The sequence below is a fragment of the Bradyrhizobium sp. STM 3843 genome (genome assembly GCF_000239815.1).
Lineage (GTDB): Bacteria > Pseudomonadota > Alphaproteobacteria > Rhizobiales > Xanthobacteraceae > Bradyrhizobium.
Genome location: NZ_CAFK01000019.1, coordinates 1 through 21,470 on the forward strand (window position 1 = coordinate 1; position 21,470 = coordinate 21,470).

Genomic DNA, 21,470 nt, shown 5'->3' on the forward strand with positions numbered 1-21,470 from the left:
CACCTTGGCAGCACTCTTCAGAGACGCAAATCTAGATGGCGCTCTCAGCGGCACATAGCTGCCCGAACATGCTGTCTTGTATCGTGACTGGGTTCCGACCCTGCGGCGCAGCACTTCGTGCCGCAGAGCCGAGACCCAGAGAGCTTCAGGCGGCACCACGGCGTGACCTCGCTCGTCCATCTCGAATCTTTCGATTCGATCCTCGAAGCCCAAGCATGTGAACCTTCGCTGAAGCATTGGCGACGTGAGTGGGTCCCGGCTCTGCGGCGCAGCACTTTGTGCTGCGCCACGTCCGGGACACGAGAACGGCGCCACGCTCACGAGAGCGGTATGAGGAAACAAGCGCGGCCATCGCCGCGCCTTCGTATTGTTCAGACCGCTCCCGCCTTCTGCGCGTAAGCCCATGACGCCTTCGCCAGCGGCACGGTGCGCTTGGCGGATTCGATCGCCTTCGCGTTGGCCGCGGTGCCGTCACGGATGCGCCCCGCAATGCCCTGCGTGATGCCGGCGAGGCGGAACATGTTGTAGGCGAGATACCAGTTGAGGTCGGGCATCTGGACGCCGGTGGCGTCGCAATAGATCTGCGCGGCCTCTTCCATGGTCGGGATGTTGAGCGGCCTGGGGTCGACGCCCTCCAGGCCCGGCATCAGCCACTGCATCAGGAGATATGTGAAGTCGGCCATCGGATCGCCGAGCGTCGACAGCTCCCAGTCCAGCACCGCAATCACGCGCGGCTCGGTCGGATGGAAGATCATGTTGTCGAGCCGGTAGTCGCCGTGCACGATGGAGACGCGCTCCTGCTTGGGCAGCGTGCGCGGCAGCCACTCGATCAGCTTCTCCATCTCGGGGATGTGCTCGGTTTCGGACGCCCGGTACTGCTTGGTCCAGCGGTCGACCTGGCGCGCGAAATAGTTGCCTGGCTTGCCGAAGTCGGCTAGCCCGATCGCATCGGGATCGTACATGTGCAGCTTGGCCAGCGTCTCGATCTTGCTGGTAAAGATCGCGCGCCGCTGATCGGCATCGACATGCGGCAGGGTCGGATCCCAGAACACCCGGCCCTCCTCCATCGACATGATGTAGAAGGCCGCGCCGATGACGGAATCGTCCTGGCAGAGCGCATAGGCATGCGCGACCGGAAACCCCTGTTTGCCGAGCGCGGATATGACGCGAAACTCGCGGTCGACCGCATGTGCCGACGGCAGCAATTTGCCGAACGGCTTGCGCCGCATCACATAGGACCGCGTCGGCGTGTTCAACCGATAGGTCGGGTTGGATTGGCCGCCCTTGAACTGCAGCACGGTCAAAGGCCCGGCAAAGCCCTCCACATGCTCCGCCATCCAGGCGGCGAGCTTGGCCTCGTCGAAGCGATGCCGCTCCTCGACCGGCTTGGTGCCGGAATATTCTTCGTCCTTCCTCACGGCATCAGCCAAGATGAGGCTCCCTCAACTCTCGTTGGCAAGCGTAAGGGTGGGCAAAGGCGCGTTCGCGCATCGCGCGAAGCGCCGTGCCCACCGCAGCTTGCGTCCTGTCACGAAACAGGTGTGCACGCGTCCGCCTACGCCCTTTGGGCTACGGCGGACAAGTTGCTTTGCCCACCCGACATCGTCGTCACTTAGTGGTTCGTGTTTGCATACTTCCGGATTTCGAGCCTGGCAATGGCGCGGTTGTGCACCTCGTCCGGACCGTCGGCGAGCCGCAGCGTGCGGATGCCGGCATAGTCCTTGGCAAGGCCGGCCTCGTCGGAGACGCCAGCGCCGCCGAAGGCCTGGATCGCCTCGTCGATGATCTTGAGCGCCATGTTGGGCGCGGCGACCTTGATCATGGCGATCTCGAGCTGCGCGGTCTTGTTGCCGACCTTGTCCATCATGTCGGCTGCCTTGAGGCACAGAAGCCGCGTCATCTCGATGTTGGTGCGGGCTTCGCCGATGCGCTGCTCCCACACCGAATGCTCGATGATCTTCTTTCCGAAGGCGGTGCGCGACATCAGCCGCTTCACCATCTTCTCCAGTGCCTCCTCGGCCTTACCGATGGTGCGCATGCAGTGATGGATGCGGCCCGGGCCGAGCCGGCCCTGCGCGATCTCGAAGCCGCGGCCCTCGCCGAGCAGGAGGTTGCTGACGGGCACGCGGACGTTCTCGAGCAGCACCTGGGCATGGCCGTGCGGTGCGTCATCGAAGCCGAACACCGGAAGCATCTTCTCGACCTTGATGCCGGGCGTGTCGAGCGGCACCAGGATCTGCGACTGCTGCTGATGCTTGGCGGCGGACGGATCGGTCTTGCCCATCAGGATCGCGATCTTGCAGCGGGGATCGCCGACGCCGGACGACCACCATTTGCGGCCGTTGATCACATAGTGATCGCCATCGCGCTGGATACGGGTCTCGATGTTGGTGGCATCGGACGAGGCCACCGCAGGCTCGGTCATCAGGAAGGCCGAGCGGATCTCGCCATCCATCAGCGGCCGCAGCCATTTGCGCTTCTGCTCCTTGTTGGCGTAGCGGATCAAGACTTCCATGTTGCCGGTGTCCGGCGCCGAGCAGTTGAACACCTCTGAACCCCAGGAGATGTGGCCCATCTCTTCGGAGAGCAGCGCATATTCGAGATTGGTGAGGCCCGCGCCACGGAACTCGTCGTCCTCATGCTCCGACGGCGGCAGGAACATGTTCCACAGCCCTTCCGCCCTGGCCTTCGCCTTTAGCTCCTCCAGGATCGGGATCACCTTCCAGCGGTCACCCTCGGCGTCCTGCTGCTTGTAGATCGGCACCGCCGGGCGGACATGCTTGGTCATGAAGCTACGTACGCGCTCCAGCCATTCCTGCTGCTTCGCCGACATCGTGAAATCCATCGGGCCCTCCTTCTCGTCTTTCCTCGCTTGTTTTGCCGCAGTGTTCGTCCGCAACCTGCGCGCCGCAAGCCTCTTGTTGCGGGCGCCGATCACGATGCGAGCTGCTGCAGCGCCGAAATGCCGCCTTGCGAAATCCCTCGCCTTGACATTCCGGCCGCCTCAAACGATAGTTTCATACAAGTGTTTGAAAAGCAACTGCCGTCGTTCCGAAACCATGGCCAGCGATCTGACCCGCACAGCGATCCTCACTGCCGCCGAGCGGCTCTATGCCGAACGCGGCTTCTCCGACGTGACCTTGCGCGATATCGTGGCGGCGGCGAACGTCAATCTCGCCGCGGTGAATTACCATTTCGGCTCCAAGGACGAGTTGATCGCCGAACTGTTCGTGACGCGCTCGATCGCGCTCAACCGCGAACGCCTGCGCGAATTACGGGCGACGGAAGAGAAAGGCGGCGGCCGTGCCGAGATCAGCGACATCCTGCGCGCGCTGGTCGGCCCCACTTTGCGCGGCTGCCTGGGGCCGGAAAACGAGCGCTCCACGGCGGCGCGCTTCATGATCCGCGTCAACATCGAATCGGTGCCGCCGATCCGCCGCATCCGCAACCGCGAGATCGATCATTTGCGCAAGTTCATCGCCGCGATGGCGCGCGCCTTGCCAGGCTGCGGCGAGGTCGAGCTTTATTGGGGACTGCATTTCGCGCTCGCCATGGCGCAGCAGACCGTGCGCGACAGCGAGCGGCTTCAAAAGCTCTCGGACGGCAAATGCGATGTCGACGACGTCGAGGCCGTGGTCGAGCGCGTGGTGGCTGTTGCCGCAACGGCGCTGACGGGCGGCAGGCCGACATCCCTGCCCTCGGCTGCCGCCAAGCCGGCGCGCCAGCTGCAGTAACGCCGACGCGCGCCTTGCTTATTTTTTGCGCCGATCAGATCATCGCGATGCAGTCGATCTCGATGTCGAACGGCCCGGTCCATTCGGGGATGCAGACGAAGATCCGCGCCGGCGGATTGTCCTGGAAATAGCGGGCATAGACCGCGTTCACCGCGCCGAAATGCTTCGACGAAGTGCAGTAGATATTGCACTTCATCACATTATCGAGCGTGGCGCCGGCCGCCTGCAGGCATAGCTTCATTTGTTCCAGCGCACGTTCGGTCTGCACTTCGATCGCAGCATGCCCGAGTTCGCCGGTGTCGGGATCGAACGGTGGCAGGCCGGAGACGAACACCATGTTGCCGGCCCGCACGACCGGCGAGGCCCGGACCGTGCTCCATCGTTCGAGAAAGGACGAGATCGGCTCGACCCGCAGCGCTTCGCGTTTCATCTGTCATCTCCGCTTGTCAGGGAGACGACAGGCTAGTTGCGCAACGTGAATTCATGCTTCGGAATTGATCGAAGTGTGTCTGGCGCATCAGATGGCGCCGCGCGCCTTCAATTCGGCGATCCTGCCCGCGTCGTAGCCGAGCTCACCTGACAGGATCGCCTCGGTGTGCTCGCCCAACAGCGGCGGCGCGCGATAGTCGGTGACCGGCGTCTCCGAGAAGGTCAGCGCGTTGCGGATCAGCGACAGGTTCGGTTCGAACGGGTGATCGACCTTCACCTCCATGCCACGCGAGCGGACATGCGGATCGGCGAACACATGGGCGAAGTCGTTGACGGGGCCGCAGGGCACGCCGGCCTTCTCCAGCTCGTCCAGCCAATGCTGCACCGTATTCTTCAGGAACAAGCCGGCGAAGATCGCCATGATCTCCTTGCCGTTGACGACGCGGTCGTTGTTCTTGACGAATTTTGGGTCGGTCGCGAGCTCCGGCGCGCCGAGTACGGCGCAGGTTCGCGCGAACTGCGCGTCGTTGCCGACCACCAGCATCAGCTCGCCGTCGGAGCAGCGGAACACGCCGGCCGGCATGCCGCCATTGCCCCAGGTGCCGCGGCGCGGCGGCGACTTGCCGTTGATGAGGTAGATCTGGGCGTAGTGCGACAGCGAGGCGATCACGGTATCGAACAGGCAGACGTCGATATGCTGGCCGCCGCCACCGTTGACATCGCGATGGTAGAGCGCAGCGAGGATGCCGATCGAGGTGTTCATGCCGGTCATATAGTCGACGATCGACGGGCCAACCTTCATCGGCCCGGCGCCCGGCTCGCCGTCCATATGGCCGGTGACGCTCATCAAGCCACCCATCGCCTGGAAGATCGCGTCATAGCCGGCGCGCGGCGCATAGGGCCCAGTCTGGCCGAAGCCGGTCACCGAACAGTAGATCACGTCCGCATTGACCGTGCGGATCGCTTCATAGTCGAGACCGTAGCGCTTAAGGTCGCCGACCTTGTAGTTCTCCATGAAGACATCGCAGTCCTTGGCGAGCTCGCGGATGATCTCCTGGCCCTCCTTGCAGGCGATGTTGACCGTGACCGACTTCTTGTTGCGGTTGGCGCAGAGATAGAAGGAATTGTTGTTGTTGAGCTTGCCCTCGGGATCTCTGAGGTAAGGCGGGCCGAAAGCGCGGGCGTCATCGCCGGTGCCGGGCCGCTCGATCTTGATCACCTCGGCGCCGAGATCAGCGAGCATCTGCGCGGACAAGGGTCCGGCAAGCACGCGCGTGAGATCGAGAATCTTGATGCCAGACAGCGGCAGAGCCGACATGAACCTTCCTCCGGGAGCCTTATTCCTTGTCGCGGGAACACCGAGCATCCCCCGCGAAGCTTCCCTCGCGGATACACCATTTTCAGGCCAAGAGCACTGCGCTGTCAGCATGCCGCCATCCCGTCAGCCCTCGCGAGGTGCCACGGCATGCCCTGAATCAAAATGACTTAGGCCCGATTGGGTCAGAGTGCCGGAATGTCGGCTGCGGCCGCCTCGCGCGCCTGGGCGGCGAGCCGGATCGCGGCGTTGGCTGCGCCGAAGCCGTTGTAGTTCCGCCGCTCGACGATCTCGAAGAAGAAGCGCTCCTCGAAGGCGCGGGTGTAGATCTGAAAGAACTCGCCCTCGCCGTCCCGGTCGTAAAGGATCCTGTTGGCGCGGAGCGCCGCGATCGTGGCGGGGGCGAGGTCATATCGGGCCTCGATATCGTCGTAATAATTATCGGGGATATCGAGGAACGCGGCGCCCTGCGCCCGCAACTCCGCCACCGTCGCAAAGATATCGCGGCAGGCAAAGGCGATGTGCTGCACGCCGGAGCCGAAGAACTCGTCGATGAAGCGGGCCGACAGGGTTCGCCGTGCCTGGGAACCGTTCAGGATGATGCGCAGGCTGCGATCGCCATTGATCAGCGCCTGGCTGTGCACGAGGCCCCTGATGTCGGCAATCTCAAGCTGCGGCAGGCGGGCCAGATCGAGAATACCGGTGTAGAACAGGAGCCACGACAGCATCTCCTCATGCGGCATCGACTGTGAGATGTGATCGACGGCGGCGAGACGATCGGTCCCATCACGATGCTCGACGGTGACAAAGTCGACGTCCCAGTTCGTATCGCCGGTGTCGAGGAAATAAAGCAGGCTGCCGCCGACGCCATGAATCGCCGGGATCTCCAGTTCGCCCGGCCCGACCGGCTGGTGGAAAGTCTTGGCTTTCAGCGCCTCGGCACGCGCCATCACGGATCCGGCATTGGCAACGTCAAGGCCAATGGCGCAGACGCCCGGCCCATGCGTGACATAATGCGAATGGGCAAAGCCGGTCGGATTGGCGTTGATGACCAGCTCGATCGCACCCTGCGACCAGCGCTCCACCGCCTTGCTGCGATGCTGCCCGGTCTTGCGGAAGCCGAGCTGACCGAACAGCGCCGCCAGCGCGGCCGCGTTGGACTCGTTGACCGCGAATTCGATGAAGCTGACGCCGCGGCTGACCGCTTTGGGCGGAAGCGCCGTGGACATGGCCGCCGGCGCAGCCGCCTGCGCCTCCTCCAACAGGATCAGCGAGCGCATGCCGTCGACCGCGGTGCGCGCGGCGGAGCCGGCCCGGAACTGGTCATTGAAGATCTCAAGCGACAGCGGCCCGGCATAGCCAGTCGCCTGCACGGCCTGCATGAAGTCGGTCACCGGCAGGTCGCCCTGCAGTGGAAAGCAGCGGAAGTGGCGGCTCCAGGACAGGACATCGAGTTCGAGACGCGGCGCGTCCGCGAGCTGCACCAGGAAGATCTTGTCGGCCGGGATCGACCGGATGGTGCGCTCGGGGAACCTAGGCGCGAGCGTGTGGAAGCTGTCGAGGATAATGCCAACCGCGGGATGATCGGCGCGCCGCACGATCTCCCAGGCGTCGCGGTGGTCGCTGACGTGACGTCCCCAGGCGAGCGCCTCATAGCCGATGCGCAGGCCGCGCCTGGCGGCGCGCCCGCCGAGCGCACGGAAATCATCCGCCGCGCGGTCGATACCGCCGAGCGAAAGCGGCGAGACATTGCTGCAGACCAGCAGGAGATCGGTGCCGAGTTCCTGCATCAGGTCGAACTTGCGCTCGGCGCGCACGAAGTTGCGCGCGCGTTGCGGCTCGGGCATGCCCTCGAAATCGCGGAACGGCTGATAGGCGCAGATGATGAGCCCGAGATCGGCGCAAAGCTTTGCGATCTCGCGTGGCCGGGCGCCGAACGAGATCAAATCGTTCTCGAAGATCTCCACCGCGGTGAAGCCGGCGGCGGCAATGGCGCGCAGCTTCTCGTCAAGCGCGCCGCTGATGGACACCGTGGCGATCGAGCGCTGGTTCATAGCGACGTCCTCCCTGTCTCTTGTCTCGTAGGGTCGTCAAAGCGAAGCGTGCCCACCACTTCCATGCGTACTCGACATCGCGGTGGGCACGCCGCTTCGCGCCTTTGCCCACCCTACGCCGATCATGCCGCCGCGTATCGCCTCGCCATCACGCCATCAAAGGCCCGCGCCATCGCGTCCGCCGAGGGCGCCATGCCAGTGAAGAGCTGGAAGGCATCGGCGGCCTGATAGATCGCAAGATCGCGGCCGCTCATCACCTGCGCGCCCTTGGTCTTGGCGGCCGATAGCAGCGGGGTCCAGAGCGGCGAATAGACCGCATCCGCCACCCATAACCCGGCATGCAGCAGCGTCTCCGGCACCGGACTGTCGCGGTTCGGCAGCATGCCGACCGGCGTGCCGTTGACCAGCCCGACGGCGCCGCGCAGTGCGGCATCGACATTGTCAGCAACGCTGACGCCTGGATGGTCGCACAGCAACGCCGCCAGCGCATTTGCCTTGACGAGATCGCTGTCCATGATGCGCAGCTCGCTCACACCGTGGCTCGCAAGCGCAAACGCGATCGCCTTGCCGACCCCGCCGGCACCGACCAGCGCCACCGGCCCGCGGCCTGAGGCCGTGACCAGCGGCGCAACGGCGCGCGCAAAGCCCGTTGTGTCGGTGTTGTGGCCGACCAGCCTGCCCTCGCGCACAACGACGGTGTTGACTGCGCCGATCGCTTTCGCCTCCGGCGCCAGCTCGTCGAGCAGCTCGACCACCGCCTCCTTATAGGGAAACGTGACGTTGACGCCGGCGAAGCCCATCTGCCTGACACCATCCAGCAGGCCGCGCAGCCGCTCCCGGTCAGCGCCGGCAACCTCGATCAGCTGATAGTGACAGCGCAGGCCGAGCGCGCTGGCTGCTTCCTCATGCATCGCGGGCGACGCCGAATGCTTGATCGGCGCGCCGATCAGGCCGGTGAGAACATGGGGCTGCGGCGCGGCCGAGGACGCAGGTATTGCGGGCTGGGCCGCTTCGGTCCCGCCTTCGCCGCCGAGATAGGCCAGCACCATATCGACGATCTGCTGCTTGTTGCGCATGCTGGTTTCGGCCTCCGCAAGATCGCGATTGAACAAGGCACCGAACGTGTACTGATTGGCGACGCGGAAGAAGCAGAACGAGCTTATCGCCAGGTGCAGATCGATCGGGTCGACGTCGCGCCGGAAAACCCCCTCCGCACGGCCACGCTCGAGAATCCGCCGCAAGGTCGCGATCACGCTGGCGTTGATCTCGCGCAGCTGCGCGCTGTGCTTCAGATGCTTGGCGTGGTGGATGTTCTCGATGCTGACGAGGCGGATGAAGTTCGGGTTGCGCGCATCGTGCTCGAAGGTTGCCTCCACCAGCCGGCTGATCGCCTCGACCGCGCTGCAATTGCGGGTGTCGAGGCTCTCCTCCAGTTCGCGGATGCTGCGATAGGCCTCCTCCAGGACAGCCAGATAGAGCTGCTCCTTGCCGCCAAAATAATAATAGATCATCCGCTTCGAGGTGCGGGTCTTGGCCGCGATGGCGTCGACCCGCGCGCCCGAATAGCCCGATGTCGCGAATTCCGTCGTCGCGACATCGATGATGTTGCGGCGGGTCGCGTCCGGGTCGTTTTTCCGCCGGCTCGGCTTCGGCTCCATGGCGGTCCGTTCCAACATGATCACCCTCTAAACATTAGCGAATTCGGATCGATCGTGGGGCCTTGCAGCGCGAATGCCCGTCACCGCGAACGAACGGACTTGAAACGAACTAGTTCGTACATTATGGTCCACTCATCAAGAATGCAACCCGGATGGTTGGCGCGGTCCCAAAAATGATCTCGCGCTGGCTCTCTGGGCCAAATGCAGCAAACAACAACCGAGAGGGGAAACATGAGCTCAGTCACGTCCAAGGACCGCCTGCCGCAGCGCGCCGCCGTGGTCAGCTTCGTCGGCAGCATGCTCGAATACTACGACTTCTTCATCTACGGCACCGCCGCCGCGCTGATCTTCCCGAAAGTGTTCTTCGCCAATGTCGACCCTGCCACGGGCACGGTGCTCGCGCTGTTGAGCTTCGGCATCGGCTATATCGCCCGGCCCGTGGGCGCCGTCATTCTCGGCCATTTCGGCGACCGTGTCGGGCGCAAGACGGTGCTGGTGGTCACGCTGGTCCTGATGGGCGGATCGACGCTCGCAATCGGGTTGCTACCCGACGCCAAGATGATCGGCAGCGCCGCCCCTCTCCTGCTCACGCTGCTACGTCTGTTGCAAGGCCTGTCCGCTGCCGGCGAGCAGAGCGGCTCCAACTCGCTGACGCTCGAACATTCCGACGGCGGGCGTCGTGCCTTCTTCACCAGCTGGACGCTGACCGGCACCCAGGCCGGCGCGATCCTGGCGACCTTGGTGTTCATCCCGGTGTCGACGCTGCCTGAGGCGCAGCTCCTGAGCTGGGGCTGGCGCATTCCGTTCCTGCTCTCCTTCGTCGTGCTCGTCGTTGCCTATCTGGTCCGCCGGACCATGCCGGAGACGCCCGCCTTCTCCGAGATCAAGACCCGCAACGAGGTTGCGCGGTTTCCGGTGGTGGCGCTGCTGCGCGACTTCTGGCCTGATGTGTTGCGCGTGATCGTCTGTGCGCTGATCGCAACCGTCAGCACGGTCACCGCGGTGTTCGCGCTTGGCTATGCGACCAGCAAATTCGGCGTGCCACGCACGACCATGCTGTGGGCCGGCGTCCTGGCCAATGCGACGGCGCTGCTGACCCAGCCGCTGTGGGCGATTCTCGCCGACCGCATCGGCCGCAAGCCGGTGTTCATCGGCGGCGTGCTCGGCTGCGCAGTGCTGATCTTCCCCTATTTCATGGCGATCACCTCGGCCGAGCCGACCAAGATTCTTGCGGCAACCTTGATCCTGTCCGGCATCATCTACGCCGCACCCAACGCGATCTGGCCGTCCTTCTATGCCGAGATGTTCGAGACCCGCGTGCGCTATTCGGGCACGGCGATCGGCACCCAACTCGGCTTCCTGGCCGCAGGCTTCACGCCGGTGATCAGCCAGAGCCTGCTCGGCGATGGTCCCACGGGATGGATTCCGGTCGCGATCTTCATCGCCTGCGCCTGCGTGATCTCGGCGGCGGCCGCGGCCACCGCGCGCGAAACCCACAGCGTGGGCATCGAAGATCTCGGCAAGAAAGCCCCAGAGTTGATCAATCATGACAGCAAAGCTGCTTCCGTCATCGGCTGACACCGTTGCGCCGTCGCCGCTGGTCCAGACCAGCAGCGGCGGCGTGATCGGCACAGCTCAGGGCGGCGTGCGCGCCTTCAAAGGCATTCCGTTCGCGCAGGCGGAGCGCTTCCGACGCGCGACTGCCGTGCCGAATTGGGAGACACCGCTGCGCTGCACGGCGTTCGGTCCCGTTGCCCCGCAACGCGGACTGATCGCCGACAATACCGAGGCCGAGTGCCTCACCCTGAACATCTGGACGCCGGCCGAGGTCACCAAGCCACTGCCGGTGCTGTTCTTCATCCATGGCGGTGCCTTCGTGACCGGCGCCGGCTCCGACTATGACGGCGCGTTTCTTGCCAAGCATGGTCCCGCCGTGATCGTCACGATCAATTACCGGCTCGGCCCGCTCGGCTTCCTGCAGCTGCACCGCTTCGGCGGGGTGCTGGCAGAAGCCAACAATCTCGCCGTCACCGACACGCTCGCGGCACTTATTTGGGTGCGCGACAACATCGCCGCGTTCGGCGGCGATCCTGATAACATCACCTTGCTCGGCCAATCGGCCGGCGCGTCACTGGTGGTGACGATGATGACGCTGCCGCAGGCGCGCGGCCATTTCCGGCGCAGCGTTGCCTTCAGCGTGCCCGGGCGCGGCATCATGCCGGCGGCGCAGGCCGACGACATCGCCGATCGATTTCTGGCAGCCCTCGAACTCGCGCCGCATGATGCGGCTGCTATCCGCGATGTGCCGGTGGCGCGGCTGTTGGACACCGCCGAAACGGTCGGTCGCGAGGTCGCCGGTCGCACCGCCCACGGAACATTGTTCGGCCCGGTGCTCGACAGCGTGGTGATCCCGTGCGATCCGCGCGAGGCCATCAGCGCCGGCGCCTTGCGCGAGCAGAACCTCTGGCTCGGCTCCTGTCGCGACGAGATGGTGATGTTCCTGAAGAGCGACCCGCCCGCTGCGATGATCCGGGTGACAGAAGGCCGCATCCGCGCACAATTCGGCGACGACGGTTGGGATCGGTTGCTTGCATCTTATCGCGCGACCGCGCGGGCCGACGAAGACCCCTACGAAGCGCTGTTGTCGGATGCGATGTGGCACCGGCCGATGGCCGAGCTTGCGGAGCTACACCACGAAGCGGGCGGACGGGTCTGGCTCAGCCGTTTCGACCATCGGCCGACGCTGGCACCGTTCCTATCGCAGGGACCGACGCATGGCGCCGACAATGCATGCCTGTGGGCGCACCTGCCCGACTTCGTCGATCGTCCCGTGCTGCAACGCCCGGGCGGTCCGATGACCCCCGTGGATATCGAGGTCGCAGCGCGGCTGCAGGCTTGCGTGCTGCGCTTTGCCGAGCAAGGTCGTCCGGATGACGAAGGCAATTGGCCGGCCTTCACACCGACCTGTGGCGAACTCGCGATCTTCGCGAGCCCGTTCCGCGTGACCAGCGCGACGAATACGCCGCGGCAGGAGGCCTGGCGAAGCCTAAGCGCAGACCGGGCCGGCGACTGATCGGCGCCTCTCTGCTCAGGCCACGCGCAGTTGGCCTACGAACTGATCGACATCGCGACGCAGGTCCGACGACAACCGGGCCAGCGTCTTCGCCGAATCCAGCACCTCTCCAGCCGCACTGCCGGTTTCAGTGGTGGATTGCGACACGCCCACAATGTGCCGAGATAGTTCGGTGGTGCCTTCTGAGGCCTGCTGCACATTGCGGGCGATCTCGCGCGTCGCCGCGCCCTGCTCCTCGACCGCAGCCGCAATGGCGGAGGCAATCTGATTGACCCGCTGGATCGTGCTGCTGATCGCCTGGATCGCATCAACGGACGAGCGCGTGGCCCCCTGGATGCCGGTGACCTGCGCCGTGATCTCCTCGGTCGCTTTCGCGGTCTGGTTCGCCAAGGTCTTCACCTCGGCCGCGACGACCGCGAAGCCCTTGCCGGCTTCGCCTGCGCGCGCCGCCTCGATCGTTGCGTTCAGGGCGAGCAGATTGGTCTGCTCGGCAATGCCGCTGATCAATGCGACCACGTCGCCGATGCGCTGAGCGGCATCAGAAAGCGTGCGCACCTCGTCGTTGGTCTTCTCGGCCTGCATGGCGGCAGCACCCGCGATTGCCGTCGATTCCGCAACCTGGCGGGCGATCTCGGCGATCGAGGCCGAGAGCTCCTCCGTCGCCGCCGCAACCATCTGCACATTGCCGGATGCCTGTTCCGACACGTTCGCGACCGAGGAGGCTTTCGAGCGCCCCTGGTCGGCAATCGCCGACATCGATTGCGCGGTGGCGTTCAGCTCGTTCGATGCCGAGGCAAGCGTCTGCAGCGAGGTCGTCACCGTGTTCTCGAACGCCTTGATCAGGCTCTCGACCGCACTCTGGCGCCGCTCCTTGCGCTCCTGCTCGGAGGCCTTCTCACCTGCGAGACGATCGCCTGCCATCATGCTCTCCTTGAACACGGCAACGGTCCGCGACATCTCGCCGACTTCGTCACGACGGTCGAGGCCGACCAATTCGACGGAATAATCGCGATCGGCAAGCCGCCTCATGGCGGCCGTCAGTGACAGAATGGCCGCGGAGATGCGGCGCTGCACGACCAGCAGGCCAGCGACAGCAACCACGATCGCTACAACCATCATCGTGATATCGGCAAAAAGGATCGCGCGCGCTGCACTGATCTGCCGTCCCGCAGCGGCGACCATTTCGGCCAGCGCGGCGTTGGCGGCCTCGACGCTATAGTTCAGGATGGCCGTATTGAGCTTCGAGAGGTCGGCGAATTTGATGTCGATCGTCTGATTGTTGCGCAGCGCCTTGACGTAGGCGGCCTGCTGCTCGGCCAAAGCTTGCGCATCGGGCTGCCTGGAGCGATTCACCACGTCGATCAGCGCGACCGGTGCGTCCGGCCGCGCGGCCGCCGTCAGCACCTGGCTCCATGCCTGGCCTGCCGTCCGACATCCTCGGCACCGGCCACAATGTCAGGCGGACTCCATGGCTTGCCGGAGGCCGCGGCGTTCTCGATGCGCACCGCGAACAGGCCACCAAAATTGCGCGCCGCCCAGGCCGACTGCTTGACGTTGACCATCTGGTCGACGACGGGATCGACAAGCTTGAGGGTCTCTTCAAGATTAGCTGCGAGCGCGAGAATGGCTTCGAGATAATCCTGCGCCGCCTTGCGGAAGGCATCCGCGACCTGCGTATCGCGCGACGCCCTCGGCTGGTGAATGGCGCGCTCCGCATCGGAGCGCAGCGATGCAAGCCGGTCATGCGTCGCAACGAGCGTAGCGAGCCGGCCGACGATCCTGGGATCCGCAAATGCGGAGATCGCGTCGTGCACGTTGTTATAGGCCGCGTCCGATATCTGCCGGTTGGTTGCGATCCGTGCATCGGCAGCCGCATCGGCTGCTCCTTCCGCAACCAGGGTCGCGAGGAAGGTACCGCGCTCGAGGCGAAAGCCGATCAATGTCGCGAACAGGTGCTGGTCGGCTCCGGCGAGCTGCGCCACCCGCTGAGCCGCCTGATAGCGGCCGAACGAGTCGGTGAGGCCGACACCGAGACTCCCGACGAGGAGCAACGCGAGGATGCCGATGATGAGACCGAGTTTGGTGCGAACCGAAAGACCGGCGAGCAGCTTCATGTGTCGGTATCCAGTCATGGTCAAATTTGCCGATCGGCAATTTGTGCTCAATTCGCGTTAATTTTTCTCTCAGTTGTGAGGACTGCGATAACTACAATGGCTCTCTCTTCTCAGCATACGGTATCATCATCCTCATTGACCCGAACAGATCGCGATGTGGGATGCCCGCTTTATCCGCGTGGTGGCGCACACCACCCGAATCAGTCTGTGCTAATTAGTTCAGCTCCATCGCCAGAGCGGACGGTCCGCATCCGCGTGCGTCACATCAAGCCGCACGTAATTCCACGGACGTGGGAGAATTTTCTTGCTTCATTGTGTGTTCGATCGGCGGCGGGAAATATCGAGAAATATCGCGCAAGAGCTCATTAAGTCGCACGATTTTACCTGCTCGCAGTTTGGAGTTTCACCACTGGGAGCAAGCCATGACATCGATCTCTGCAACTTCGACCTCTGCCTATTCACCGCTCGACCTCTTGAAGCAGGAGCTCGCCAAGGAGGTCTCCTCCGGCAAAGTGAGCTCGTCCGATCAAAGCGCCTTATCCTCGGCACTCGACGACATCGACTCCGCGTTGAAGAGCGGCGCGAGCAGCTCATCATCAAGCTCGAGCGCGAGCTCCAGCACGCCGCCGTCGCCACAGGACATGCAGTCCAAGATCGACAGCCTGATCGACAAGGAGGTCTCGGCCGGCAAGCTCACCTCCGACCAGGCCAGCGAATTGAAGAACGTGTTCGCCAACACGTTCTCGGGCGGCCCTGGCGGAGCGGCTAGCGCCCAGACCAGCGACAGCTCCTCGACTGGTAGCAGTTCGAGCACGGATTCGACGGCGTCCTCGTCTTCGTCGTCGAGCACAGATTCGGATATCGCCGACCTGTTGAAGAAGTTGCTCGCAGCTCTGCAGGACACCAGCAAGAACTCCTCCTCGTCCTCCTACGGCGCGAACGGCACATCGTCCTCGAACGCGAGCAGCACGTCGCTGGTGCTGGATTACTCGGCCTGAGGCCAGCTTTGACGGCGCTGTCTCCCCTGCCATCGCCGTCTGAGCAGAGCGTCCGGCCACCTGGCTTGCCCCGTGGTCGGACCCCCTTGCATGTCGATGACGTCGCCACTCCACATCACTCCGGAGGATTGAACGTTCGCGCGAAATAGACCGGCTCCTTCGCCGCCTTCAGCCGATAGAGCTGCGCCGGCCGGTTCGGGCCTTTGCGCATTTTCGCAATCGGCTCGATCAGATCCGCCGACAGCATGCGGGTGCGGAATGCGCTCTTCTCCAGCGGACGGCCGAGCACGATCTCGTAGGTCCGCTGCAGCTCCGGCAGCGTGAACTCCTCCGCCATCAGATAGGCGGGCAGCGAAGTGTATTCGACCTTGTTGCGCAGCCGTTGCACGGCGGCCGCAAGGATCTCGTCATGATCGAAGGCGAGCTTCGGCTTGACGCGCTCGCCGACAAGCGGAAACCACTGCGCATCCGCTGCCAGCGCGCGGTCCGCGATCGACGCCGGAAGCAGCGCAAAATAGGCGTGCGTCGCCGACCAGAAGCGGGGATCGCGCGCCGCGCTGCCCCAGCTTCCCAGCTGCTCGAGATAGGGACTGACCACGCCGGTCTTCTCCTTCAGCTTCCGCAAAGCGCAAGCCTCGAGGTCGCGATCCCTGGCGATATCGACGAAGCCGCCGGGCAAGGCGAATGCGCCAGGAAACGGCTCGTTGTCGCCCGCGCCCCTTTGCACCAGGAGCACGTGGAGCGCGTCGTTGCGGATCGTGAAGATCACGACGTCGACCGTGGTGAGGGGCCGCGGGAAATCCAGTCCCGCGGTCCGGCCGCCACTCTCCCGGGCCTTTTGCCCCGCCCTCTCCGCCACCTTTGAACCTCTTCGCATTGCCGCTTGACAATAGCATACTTAGTTGTACTGTCGAACTTACTTAGTTGGCGTGACGCACTTATGGAGGCCGCCATGTTCGGCATTCGTTTCATCAAGGCTCAACCCACCACCTACCTCCTCAAATACCGCGCGGGCCAGGTCACGGAGGAAGGCACCGGTCTCTCCACCTTCTATTACGGCCCGGTCACCTCCCTGGTCGCGATCCCGATCGGCAGCCGCGACGCCGCCTTCATCTTCCAGGAGACGGCCCGCGATTTTCAGACGCTGACGATCCAGGGACATGTCACCTACCGGATCAGCGAGCCGAAGAAGGCGGCCGCGATGTTGAACTTCACCCTCAAGGCGGACGGCAAGACATTTGAATCCGACGATCCCGAGAAGCTGCCGCAGCGCATTCTCGGAGCGGTCGAGGTACTGGCGCAGCAGGCGGTCAAGGACATGACCCTGAGAGAGGCGCTGCGCGCCTCCGACCACATCGCGGGCACCATCGCGCTGGGTCTCAGGAGCCGCGCCGACATCGAGGCCCTGGGGCTCGAGATCCTCGGCGTCTCCGTGCGCGCCGTGAAGCCGACGCCCGAAACGGCGAAGGCGCTCGAGGCGGAGGCGCGCGAGGCGATCCTGAAAACGGCGGACGAAGCGATCTTCGCCCGTCGTAATTTCGCGGTCGAGCAGGAGCGCGCGATCCGCGAGAGCGAGCTCGATACGGAAATTGCGGTCGAGCAGAAGAAGCGCTCCATCCGCGAGACCCAGATGGATGCGGACGCCAGCGTCGCCGCCAAGCAGAACGAGCTGCGCGAGGCCGGCATGGTCGCCGACATCGCGCTGGAAGGCCGGCGCAAGGACTTTGTCGAGCTCAACGCGGCCAACACCCGCACCCTTGCCGATGCCGAGGCCTATCGGGTCGGCGCGTTGATGAAGATCTTCGACGGCGTCGACACCCGCGTGATCCAGGCGCTGGCCGCGACCGGCATGCAGCCGGGGCAGCTGATCGCGCAGGCGTTTTCGGGGCTGGCCGAGAAGGCTGAGAAGATCGGGCAATTGAACGTCTCGCCCGAGCTTCTGAACGCGCTGATGGACAAGCCTGCTCCGACCGACCGGGAGGCCGCCCGTGTCCGCCGCCAATGACCGCAAGGTGGTGCTGGTCGTCAGAAAGACGCGGCTGGAGGACCTCATCGCGAGGTTCCTCACCGCGGAGCAGGCGAAGTTCTATGTCGAGCATCTCGGAGCTGACTTCTCCGACTACGAGCGCGAGCACGAGATCTACCAGGCCGCGCGCGTCAGTGCGGTGCAGACGCTCGAACAATGGGGTCGCTACCAGGTGATCGACCGCGGCTTCCTGCCCAACTTCATCTTCGGCCCCCACGACATCGTGGTGGCGCTGGGCCAGGACGGCGTGGTCGCCAACACCATGAAATATCTCGATGGCCAGCCGCTGCTCGGGCTCAACCCCGACGCCGGCCGCTATGACGGCATCCTGCTGCCGTTCAAGCCGAACGATCTCCCCGCCCTGCTGCCGGAGGTCGCCGCGGACAGGCGCGCGGCGAAGGCGGTCACAATGGCCAAGGCGAGCCTCTCCGACGGCCAGGTGCTCCATGCCGTCAACGACCTCTTCATCGGCGCGCGCTCGCATGTCTCCGCTGTTTACGAGATCGCCACCGCGGCGCGGCACGAGCGGCAATCCTCCAGCGGGCTGATCGTGGCCACGGGTCTCGGCTCGACCGCCTGGTTCAAGAGCATTGTCACCGGCTCGCTCGCGATTGCCGGCAGCTTCGGTGCCTCGGGCGCTGTGGCGCATTACGACGCTCTCCCTTGGGATGCGCGCGAGCTGCGCTTTGCCGTGCGCGAGCCGTTCCCGAGCCGGAGTTCGCAGGTCGGTCTGGTCTGCGGCAGCCTCGGCACCGATGACGCCCTGCGGCTGCGTTCGCTGATGCCGGAGAACGGCGTGATCTTCTCGGACGGCATCGAGGCCGACCGGCTCGACTTCAATTCCGGCACCGAAGCGATCATCGGGATCGCGGAGCGGCAGGGACTCCTCATCGTCTGAACCGAGGCCGCGACCGGGATCGCGGAGCGGCAGGGACTCCTCATCGTCTGAACCGAGGCCGCGACCGGGATCGCGGAGCGGCAGGGACTCCTCATCGTCTGAACCGAGGCCGCGACCGGGATCGCGGAGCGGCAGGGCTGCCTGATCCTGTAACACCGCCGGTCACGCCTACCCCCGCGCGAACACCAAGAGCCCGTTGGCGGGAATCGTCAGATGCGCCGAGCAGGGACGGCCATGCATCGGCGGGCCATCGGCCATCACCTCGCGATGCTCGGCGGGATGAGCGCCCTCCTCATAATCCTCGCTGCTGAAGGCCAGATGCCAGGCGCCGCCGGCCGGGAAGCCGATCGCATAATCGGTCCACGCGGTCTCGTTCAGGCTCACGACCACCATGACCGCGTCATCGGAGCCTGCCGCCCAGCGCTCGAAGGCGAGCACGCGATTGCCGTCATGCACGTGGACGATGCCGCTGCCTTCGCCCGACAACGCCTTGAGCTTGTGGCGGAGGTCGATCAGCTCGCGCGTGAAGCGCAGGAAATCCAGCGTCACCGTGTCGCCGCCATCGAGCCGCGCCCAGCCGATCGACGTCTCCGGATGCGGCGTGTCGCTCCACGGCTTCTCCTCCAACAGCTCCTGGCCCATGAACAGCATGGGAATGCCGGGCGCGGTCAACAACAGACCGGTCGCGACGCGACTGCGGCTGCGCGCGTACCAGGAGCGGGAATCGAGACTGTCCGCGAGCCGGGCGATCCGCGGCTCGCGGCCGGCATAGACGATGTCGTGGTTCTCGATCGAATGCACCGCGCGGGCGCGCCTGCCGAGGCTGTCGTCCGCAATCGCCGCCGCAATCGCCTGCATCGGGACCGGCGCATTGCGGCCGGCGGCTGCAGCACCGACCGCCGCGCGCACGCTTTCGCGCAAGCGGTCGCTCCAGGTCGCATCAAAACCCGCGCCGCCTTCGGCGTGGTCCTTCACCACCCAGGGATTGACCGGCCAATATTCCGCGACCTGGATCGCCTCCGGCTTCTCGGCACGCAGCGCCGACGTCAGCTGCTGGCACGTGGCCCAGCCGCCGAAACGGTCCATCACGCTGACCTCGTCGAAGCGCAGGCCGTCGACGCGATAGTCGCGATAGAACGACAGCGCATTGTCGACCAGGAACTGCCTGATGTCGGCGTTCCAATAGGCGAAAACCTGCCCGCCGGCCCAGCCCTGATCGGTGAAATACAGGCTGTCATTGGCGTTGCCGTAGGGCTGGCGATCGAAGAACCAGATGCTGTTCTCGTCGAAGCCGCCGCCGGCGTGGTTATAGACGACGTCAAACAGCACGCCGATGCCGTGGACGTGGCAGACATCGACCAGCGCGCGGAGCTGATCGTCGCAATGGCGCAACAGCTCGGCGCTCTCGTAAGGCGCCTGCCCCGCCTTCACCAGGATCTCGTTGGTGCGGTTGACATAGGCCGCGAGCTTCGCCGCGTCGGCCTCGCCATATTCGGTCTCCGGGCTGAACAGGTCGGTGCCGTTGTAGCCCATGCTGAAAGTGGTCGGGAATTCCTGGATCGGCAGCAGCTCGATGGCGTTGACGCCGAGCGAAGCGAGATGCGGCACCCGTTCGATCACGTCGAAGAAGCAGCCGTCGGGATTGCCCGCCTTCATGTCGAAAGTGCCGACATGAAGCTGATAGACGACGAGCTCGTTGAAGGCCGGCGGCTTGAAATCCACCTCGTGCCAGGGAAAGGCGTGCGGATTGCGCAGCACCGAATGGCAGGACGGAAACGGCGGCTCGACGGTCAACAGCCGCGCATGCGGATCGCGCTTGTAGCCGCTCGAGCCCGCCCCTTCGATGAAGTACATATAGGGGTCGCCATCCTTCAGTCCGGGGATGAAGACCGCCCAATAGCCGGCGCCGATCGGTGACAGCCGGCAGCTGTCGTCCTGAACCCAATTGTTGAAGTCGCCGGAGACATAGACCGCCTTGGCATGCGGCGCGAACACGCGGAACGTGGCGCCGCCCGGCACCAAGGTACCGCCCATCGGGGCTTGCAGGAGATGCAGCTGTCGGAGCGACATGCGTAAGCCCACACTCGGGAACAGCAGGTTAGCACGGGCGACAGTGGTATCCACGATATTTGTGACTTCCGGTTGAAGGATTTAAAACAGGCGCCCGCCGTTCGGCACGCGCTGGTCGGGCGCAAACAGCACCACATTGCCCTGCTCGTCCGGAAAGCCCAAGGTCAGCACCTCCGACATGAACTTGCCGATCTGTCGCGGCGGAAAATTGACCACGCCCGCGACCTGGCGGCCGACCAGCGTCGCCGGATCGTAGTGCTGCGTGATCTGCGCGCTCGAGCGCTTGATGCCGATGGCCGGGCCGAAATCGATCGACAGCTTCAGCGCCGGTTTGCGCGCCTCAGGGAACGGCTCGACCGCGACGATGGTGCCGACACGGATGTCGACGGCGAGAAACTGGTCGAACGAGATTTGTGGCGCCGCGCCTGCGGCGGGATCGTGGGAGAGATGCATAGCGAACACTCAATGGGCGTACCGACGCGGAGACGCGCCGCTTCGGCCAGGATGATCTTTCATAGTCGCGGACGATTGGCGTGACAATCCGCGTGCGGCCGTGACCTTGGCATGGGCGATTGCGCGAGGCGTATGGGGCTACAGATGACGCCTCACATGCAATCCGCTTGCCGCGCGATGGTCGGTCCGCACCATCCAATGAAGTTCCGCTTTCATTCCGTTGGACCGGTGAACACGCATGCTTTCGCATCCTCGCGGCGCAATGTCGCGTCCGAGCTTTTCGATCGGGCTCCCTCCTGATGAAGAGGGCGCAGGGAATGCCGGGTGAAGGCCTCACCCATGGCCCGCCTGCAGAAGAAAAAGCAGGCGGCAGTCACCACAGGTCAAGCCGAGCATCCGGCATTCCCTGCGCGATGTTTGACGGATTATACGTGATCTCCCCAGGGACCGGCTTTCTTGCCCCTGTCCGCGTGATGCGAAGCATCATCGCGTGCGACGATGCGCCAAGGGCGCATCGCGCAGGTCTCAGCACCGGGAGACCAGGACCACACGACTTCACCGTCCGCAAAGCACCGTCCGTCCGCACTCAACGAGCGCTTCCGGTGTCTCGCGGCCACCGCCTCCCCGCCTCGCGTGTCGTGACGATCG

17 protein-coding genes and 1 pseudogene are annotated in these 21,470 nt (G+C 64.6%); 6 read left to right on the top strand and 12 right to left on the bottom strand.

The window, feature by feature from the left end; genetic code table 11:
• Nucleotides 1–371: 371 nt before the first annotated feature.
• Nucleotides 372–1,430 carry a phosphotransferase gene (locus BRAS3843_RS03370; RefSeq protein WP_008967308.1) on the bottom strand — a complete coding sequence of 353 codons (1,059 nt, stop codon included), beginning with the start codon at nucleotides 1,428–1,430 and terminating at the stop codon, nucleotides 372–374.
• 182 nt (nucleotides 1,431–1,612) lie between these two features.
• Nucleotides 1,613–2,845, bottom strand: coding sequence for an acyl-CoA dehydrogenase family protein (locus tag BRAS3843_RS03375; protein ID WP_008967309.1), 1,233 nt, complete (start codon nucleotides 2,843–2,845; stop codon nucleotides 1,613–1,615).
• Between the two features lie 214 nt (nucleotides 2,846–3,059).
• Between BRAS3843_RS03375 and BRAS3843_RS03380 the strand changes: the two genes are divergently transcribed.
• The gene (locus BRAS3843_RS03380) at nucleotides 3,060–3,734 is read left to right on the top strand and encodes a TetR/AcrR family transcriptional regulator (protein WP_008967310.1); all 675 of its coding nucleotides are present in this window, start codon (nucleotides 3,060–3,062) and stop codon (nucleotides 3,732–3,734) included.
• Nucleotides 3,735–3,768: 34 nt separating this feature from the next.
• Here BRAS3843_RS03380 and BRAS3843_RS03385 read toward each other — a convergent pair whose 3' ends face one another.
• From BRAS3843_RS03385 to BRAS3843_RS41280, 5 genes and pseudogenes are all read right to left on the bottom strand, one after another.
• Nucleotides 3,769–4,164 (bottom strand): RidA family protein, encoded by a 396-nt coding sequence (locus BRAS3843_RS03385; protein ID WP_008967311.1) that lies wholly within the window; start codon nucleotides 4,162–4,164, stop codon nucleotides 3,769–3,771.
• A gap of 87 nt (nucleotides 4,165–4,251) precedes the next feature.
• On the bottom strand, nucleotides 4,252–5,481 hold the full coding sequence (locus BRAS3843_RS03390; protein WP_008967312.1) for a CaiB/BaiF CoA-transferase family protein: 1,230 nt from the start codon (nucleotides 5,479–5,481) through the stop codon (nucleotides 4,252–4,254).
• 182 nt (nucleotides 5,482–5,663) lie between these two features.
• Nucleotides 5,664–7,532, bottom strand: coding sequence for a sugar phosphate isomerase/epimerase and 4-hydroxyphenylpyruvate domain-containing protein (locus BRAS3843_RS03395; RefSeq protein WP_008967313.1), 1,869 nt, complete (start codon nucleotides 7,530–7,532; stop codon nucleotides 5,664–5,666).
• A 122-nt stretch (nucleotides 7,533–7,654) separates the two neighbouring features.
• A complete protein-coding gene (locus BRAS3843_RS03400; RefSeq protein ID WP_035980711.1) occupies nucleotides 7,655–8,527 on the bottom strand; it encodes a shikimate dehydrogenase in 873 nt (290 codons plus the stop codon).
• A 60-nt stretch (nucleotides 8,528–8,587) separates the two neighbouring features.
• Nucleotides 8,588–9,208: pseudogene (locus tag BRAS3843_RS41280) on the bottom strand (TetR/AcrR family transcriptional regulator); the annotation flags it as partial.
• 213 nt (nucleotides 9,209–9,421) lie between these two features.
• On the opposite strand from BRAS3843_RS41280, the gene BRAS3843_RS03410 reads away from it, so the two are divergent.
• Both BRAS3843_RS03410 and BRAS3843_RS03415 read left to right on the top strand, forming a co-directional pair.
• Nucleotides 9,422–10,768, top strand: coding sequence for an MFS transporter (locus BRAS3843_RS03410; RefSeq protein WP_008967315.1), 1,347 nt, complete (start codon nucleotides 9,422–9,424; stop codon nucleotides 10,766–10,768).
• The gene (locus tag BRAS3843_RS03415; RefSeq protein ID WP_008967316.1) at nucleotides 10,737–12,263 is read left to right on the top strand and encodes a carboxylesterase family protein; all 1,527 of its coding nucleotides are present in this window, start codon (nucleotides 10,737–10,739) and stop codon (nucleotides 12,261–12,263) included. Before BRAS3843_RS03410 ends, BRAS3843_RS03415 begins: the two co-directional genes overlap by 32 nt.
• Nucleotides 12,264–12,278: 15 nt before the next feature.
• On the opposite strand, the gene BRAS3843_RS41795 is transcribed toward BRAS3843_RS03415, so the two are convergent.
• Together BRAS3843_RS41795 and BRAS3843_RS41980 are read right to left on the bottom strand one after the other, a co-directional pair.
• Nucleotides 12,279–13,667 (bottom strand): methyl-accepting chemotaxis protein, encoded by a 1,389-nt coding sequence (locus tag BRAS3843_RS41795; RefSeq protein ID WP_008967317.1) that lies wholly within the window; start codon nucleotides 13,665–13,667, stop codon nucleotides 12,279–12,281.
• Nucleotides 13,661–14,377: a hypothetical protein gene (locus tag BRAS3843_RS41980; protein ID WP_008967318.1), complete on the bottom strand. Its 717-nt coding sequence runs from the start codon at nucleotides 14,375–14,377 to the stop codon at nucleotides 13,661–13,663. The genes BRAS3843_RS41795 and BRAS3843_RS41980 overlap by 7 nt, the downstream gene beginning before the upstream one ends.
• A 422-nt stretch (nucleotides 14,378–14,799) precedes the next feature.
• Here BRAS3843_RS41980 and BRAS3843_RS03425 point away from each other — a divergent pair, with 422 nt between their 5' ends.
• Complete coding sequence (locus tag BRAS3843_RS03425) at nucleotides 14,800–15,375, top strand: hypothetical protein (RefSeq protein WP_035980709.1); 576 nt, start codon at nucleotides 14,800–14,802, stop codon at nucleotides 15,373–15,375.
• Nucleotides 15,376–15,490: 115 nt separating this feature from the next.
• Here BRAS3843_RS03425 and BRAS3843_RS03430 read toward each other — a convergent pair whose 3' ends face one another.
• Nucleotides 15,491–16,234, bottom strand: a complete 744-nt coding sequence (locus BRAS3843_RS03430) for an NUDIX domain-containing protein (protein ID WP_008967320.1) — start codon at nucleotides 16,232–16,234, stop codon at nucleotides 15,491–15,493.
• Nucleotides 16,235–16,327: 93 nt separating this feature from the next.
• On the opposite strand from BRAS3843_RS03430, the gene BRAS3843_RS03435 reads away from it, so the two are divergent.
• Nucleotides 16,328–17,380: an SPFH domain-containing protein gene (locus BRAS3843_RS03435; protein WP_008967321.1), complete on the top strand. Its 1,053-nt coding sequence runs from the start codon at nucleotides 16,328–16,330 to the stop codon at nucleotides 17,378–17,380.
• Nucleotides 17,364–18,299: a sugar kinase gene (locus BRAS3843_RS03440; protein WP_008967322.1), complete on the top strand. Its 936-nt coding sequence runs from the start codon at nucleotides 17,364–17,366 to the stop codon at nucleotides 18,297–18,299. Before BRAS3843_RS03435 ends, BRAS3843_RS03440 begins: the two co-directional genes overlap by 17 nt.
• Nucleotides 18,300–18,467: 168 nt before the next feature.
• Here BRAS3843_RS03440 and BRAS3843_RS03445 read toward each other — a convergent pair whose 3' ends face one another.
• Together BRAS3843_RS03445 and BRAS3843_RS03450 are read right to left on the bottom strand one after the other, a co-directional pair.
• A complete protein-coding gene (locus BRAS3843_RS03445) occupies nucleotides 18,468–20,369 on the bottom strand; it encodes an alpha-amylase family glycosyl hydrolase (protein ID WP_008967323.1) in 1,902 nt (633 codons plus the stop codon).
• Nucleotides 20,370–20,450: 81 nt separating this feature from the next.
• Nucleotides 20,451–20,822, bottom strand: coding sequence for a tRNA-binding protein (locus BRAS3843_RS03450; protein WP_008967324.1), 372 nt, complete (start codon nucleotides 20,820–20,822; stop codon nucleotides 20,451–20,453).
• Between the last annotated feature and the right edge of the window lie 648 nt (nucleotides 20,823–21,470).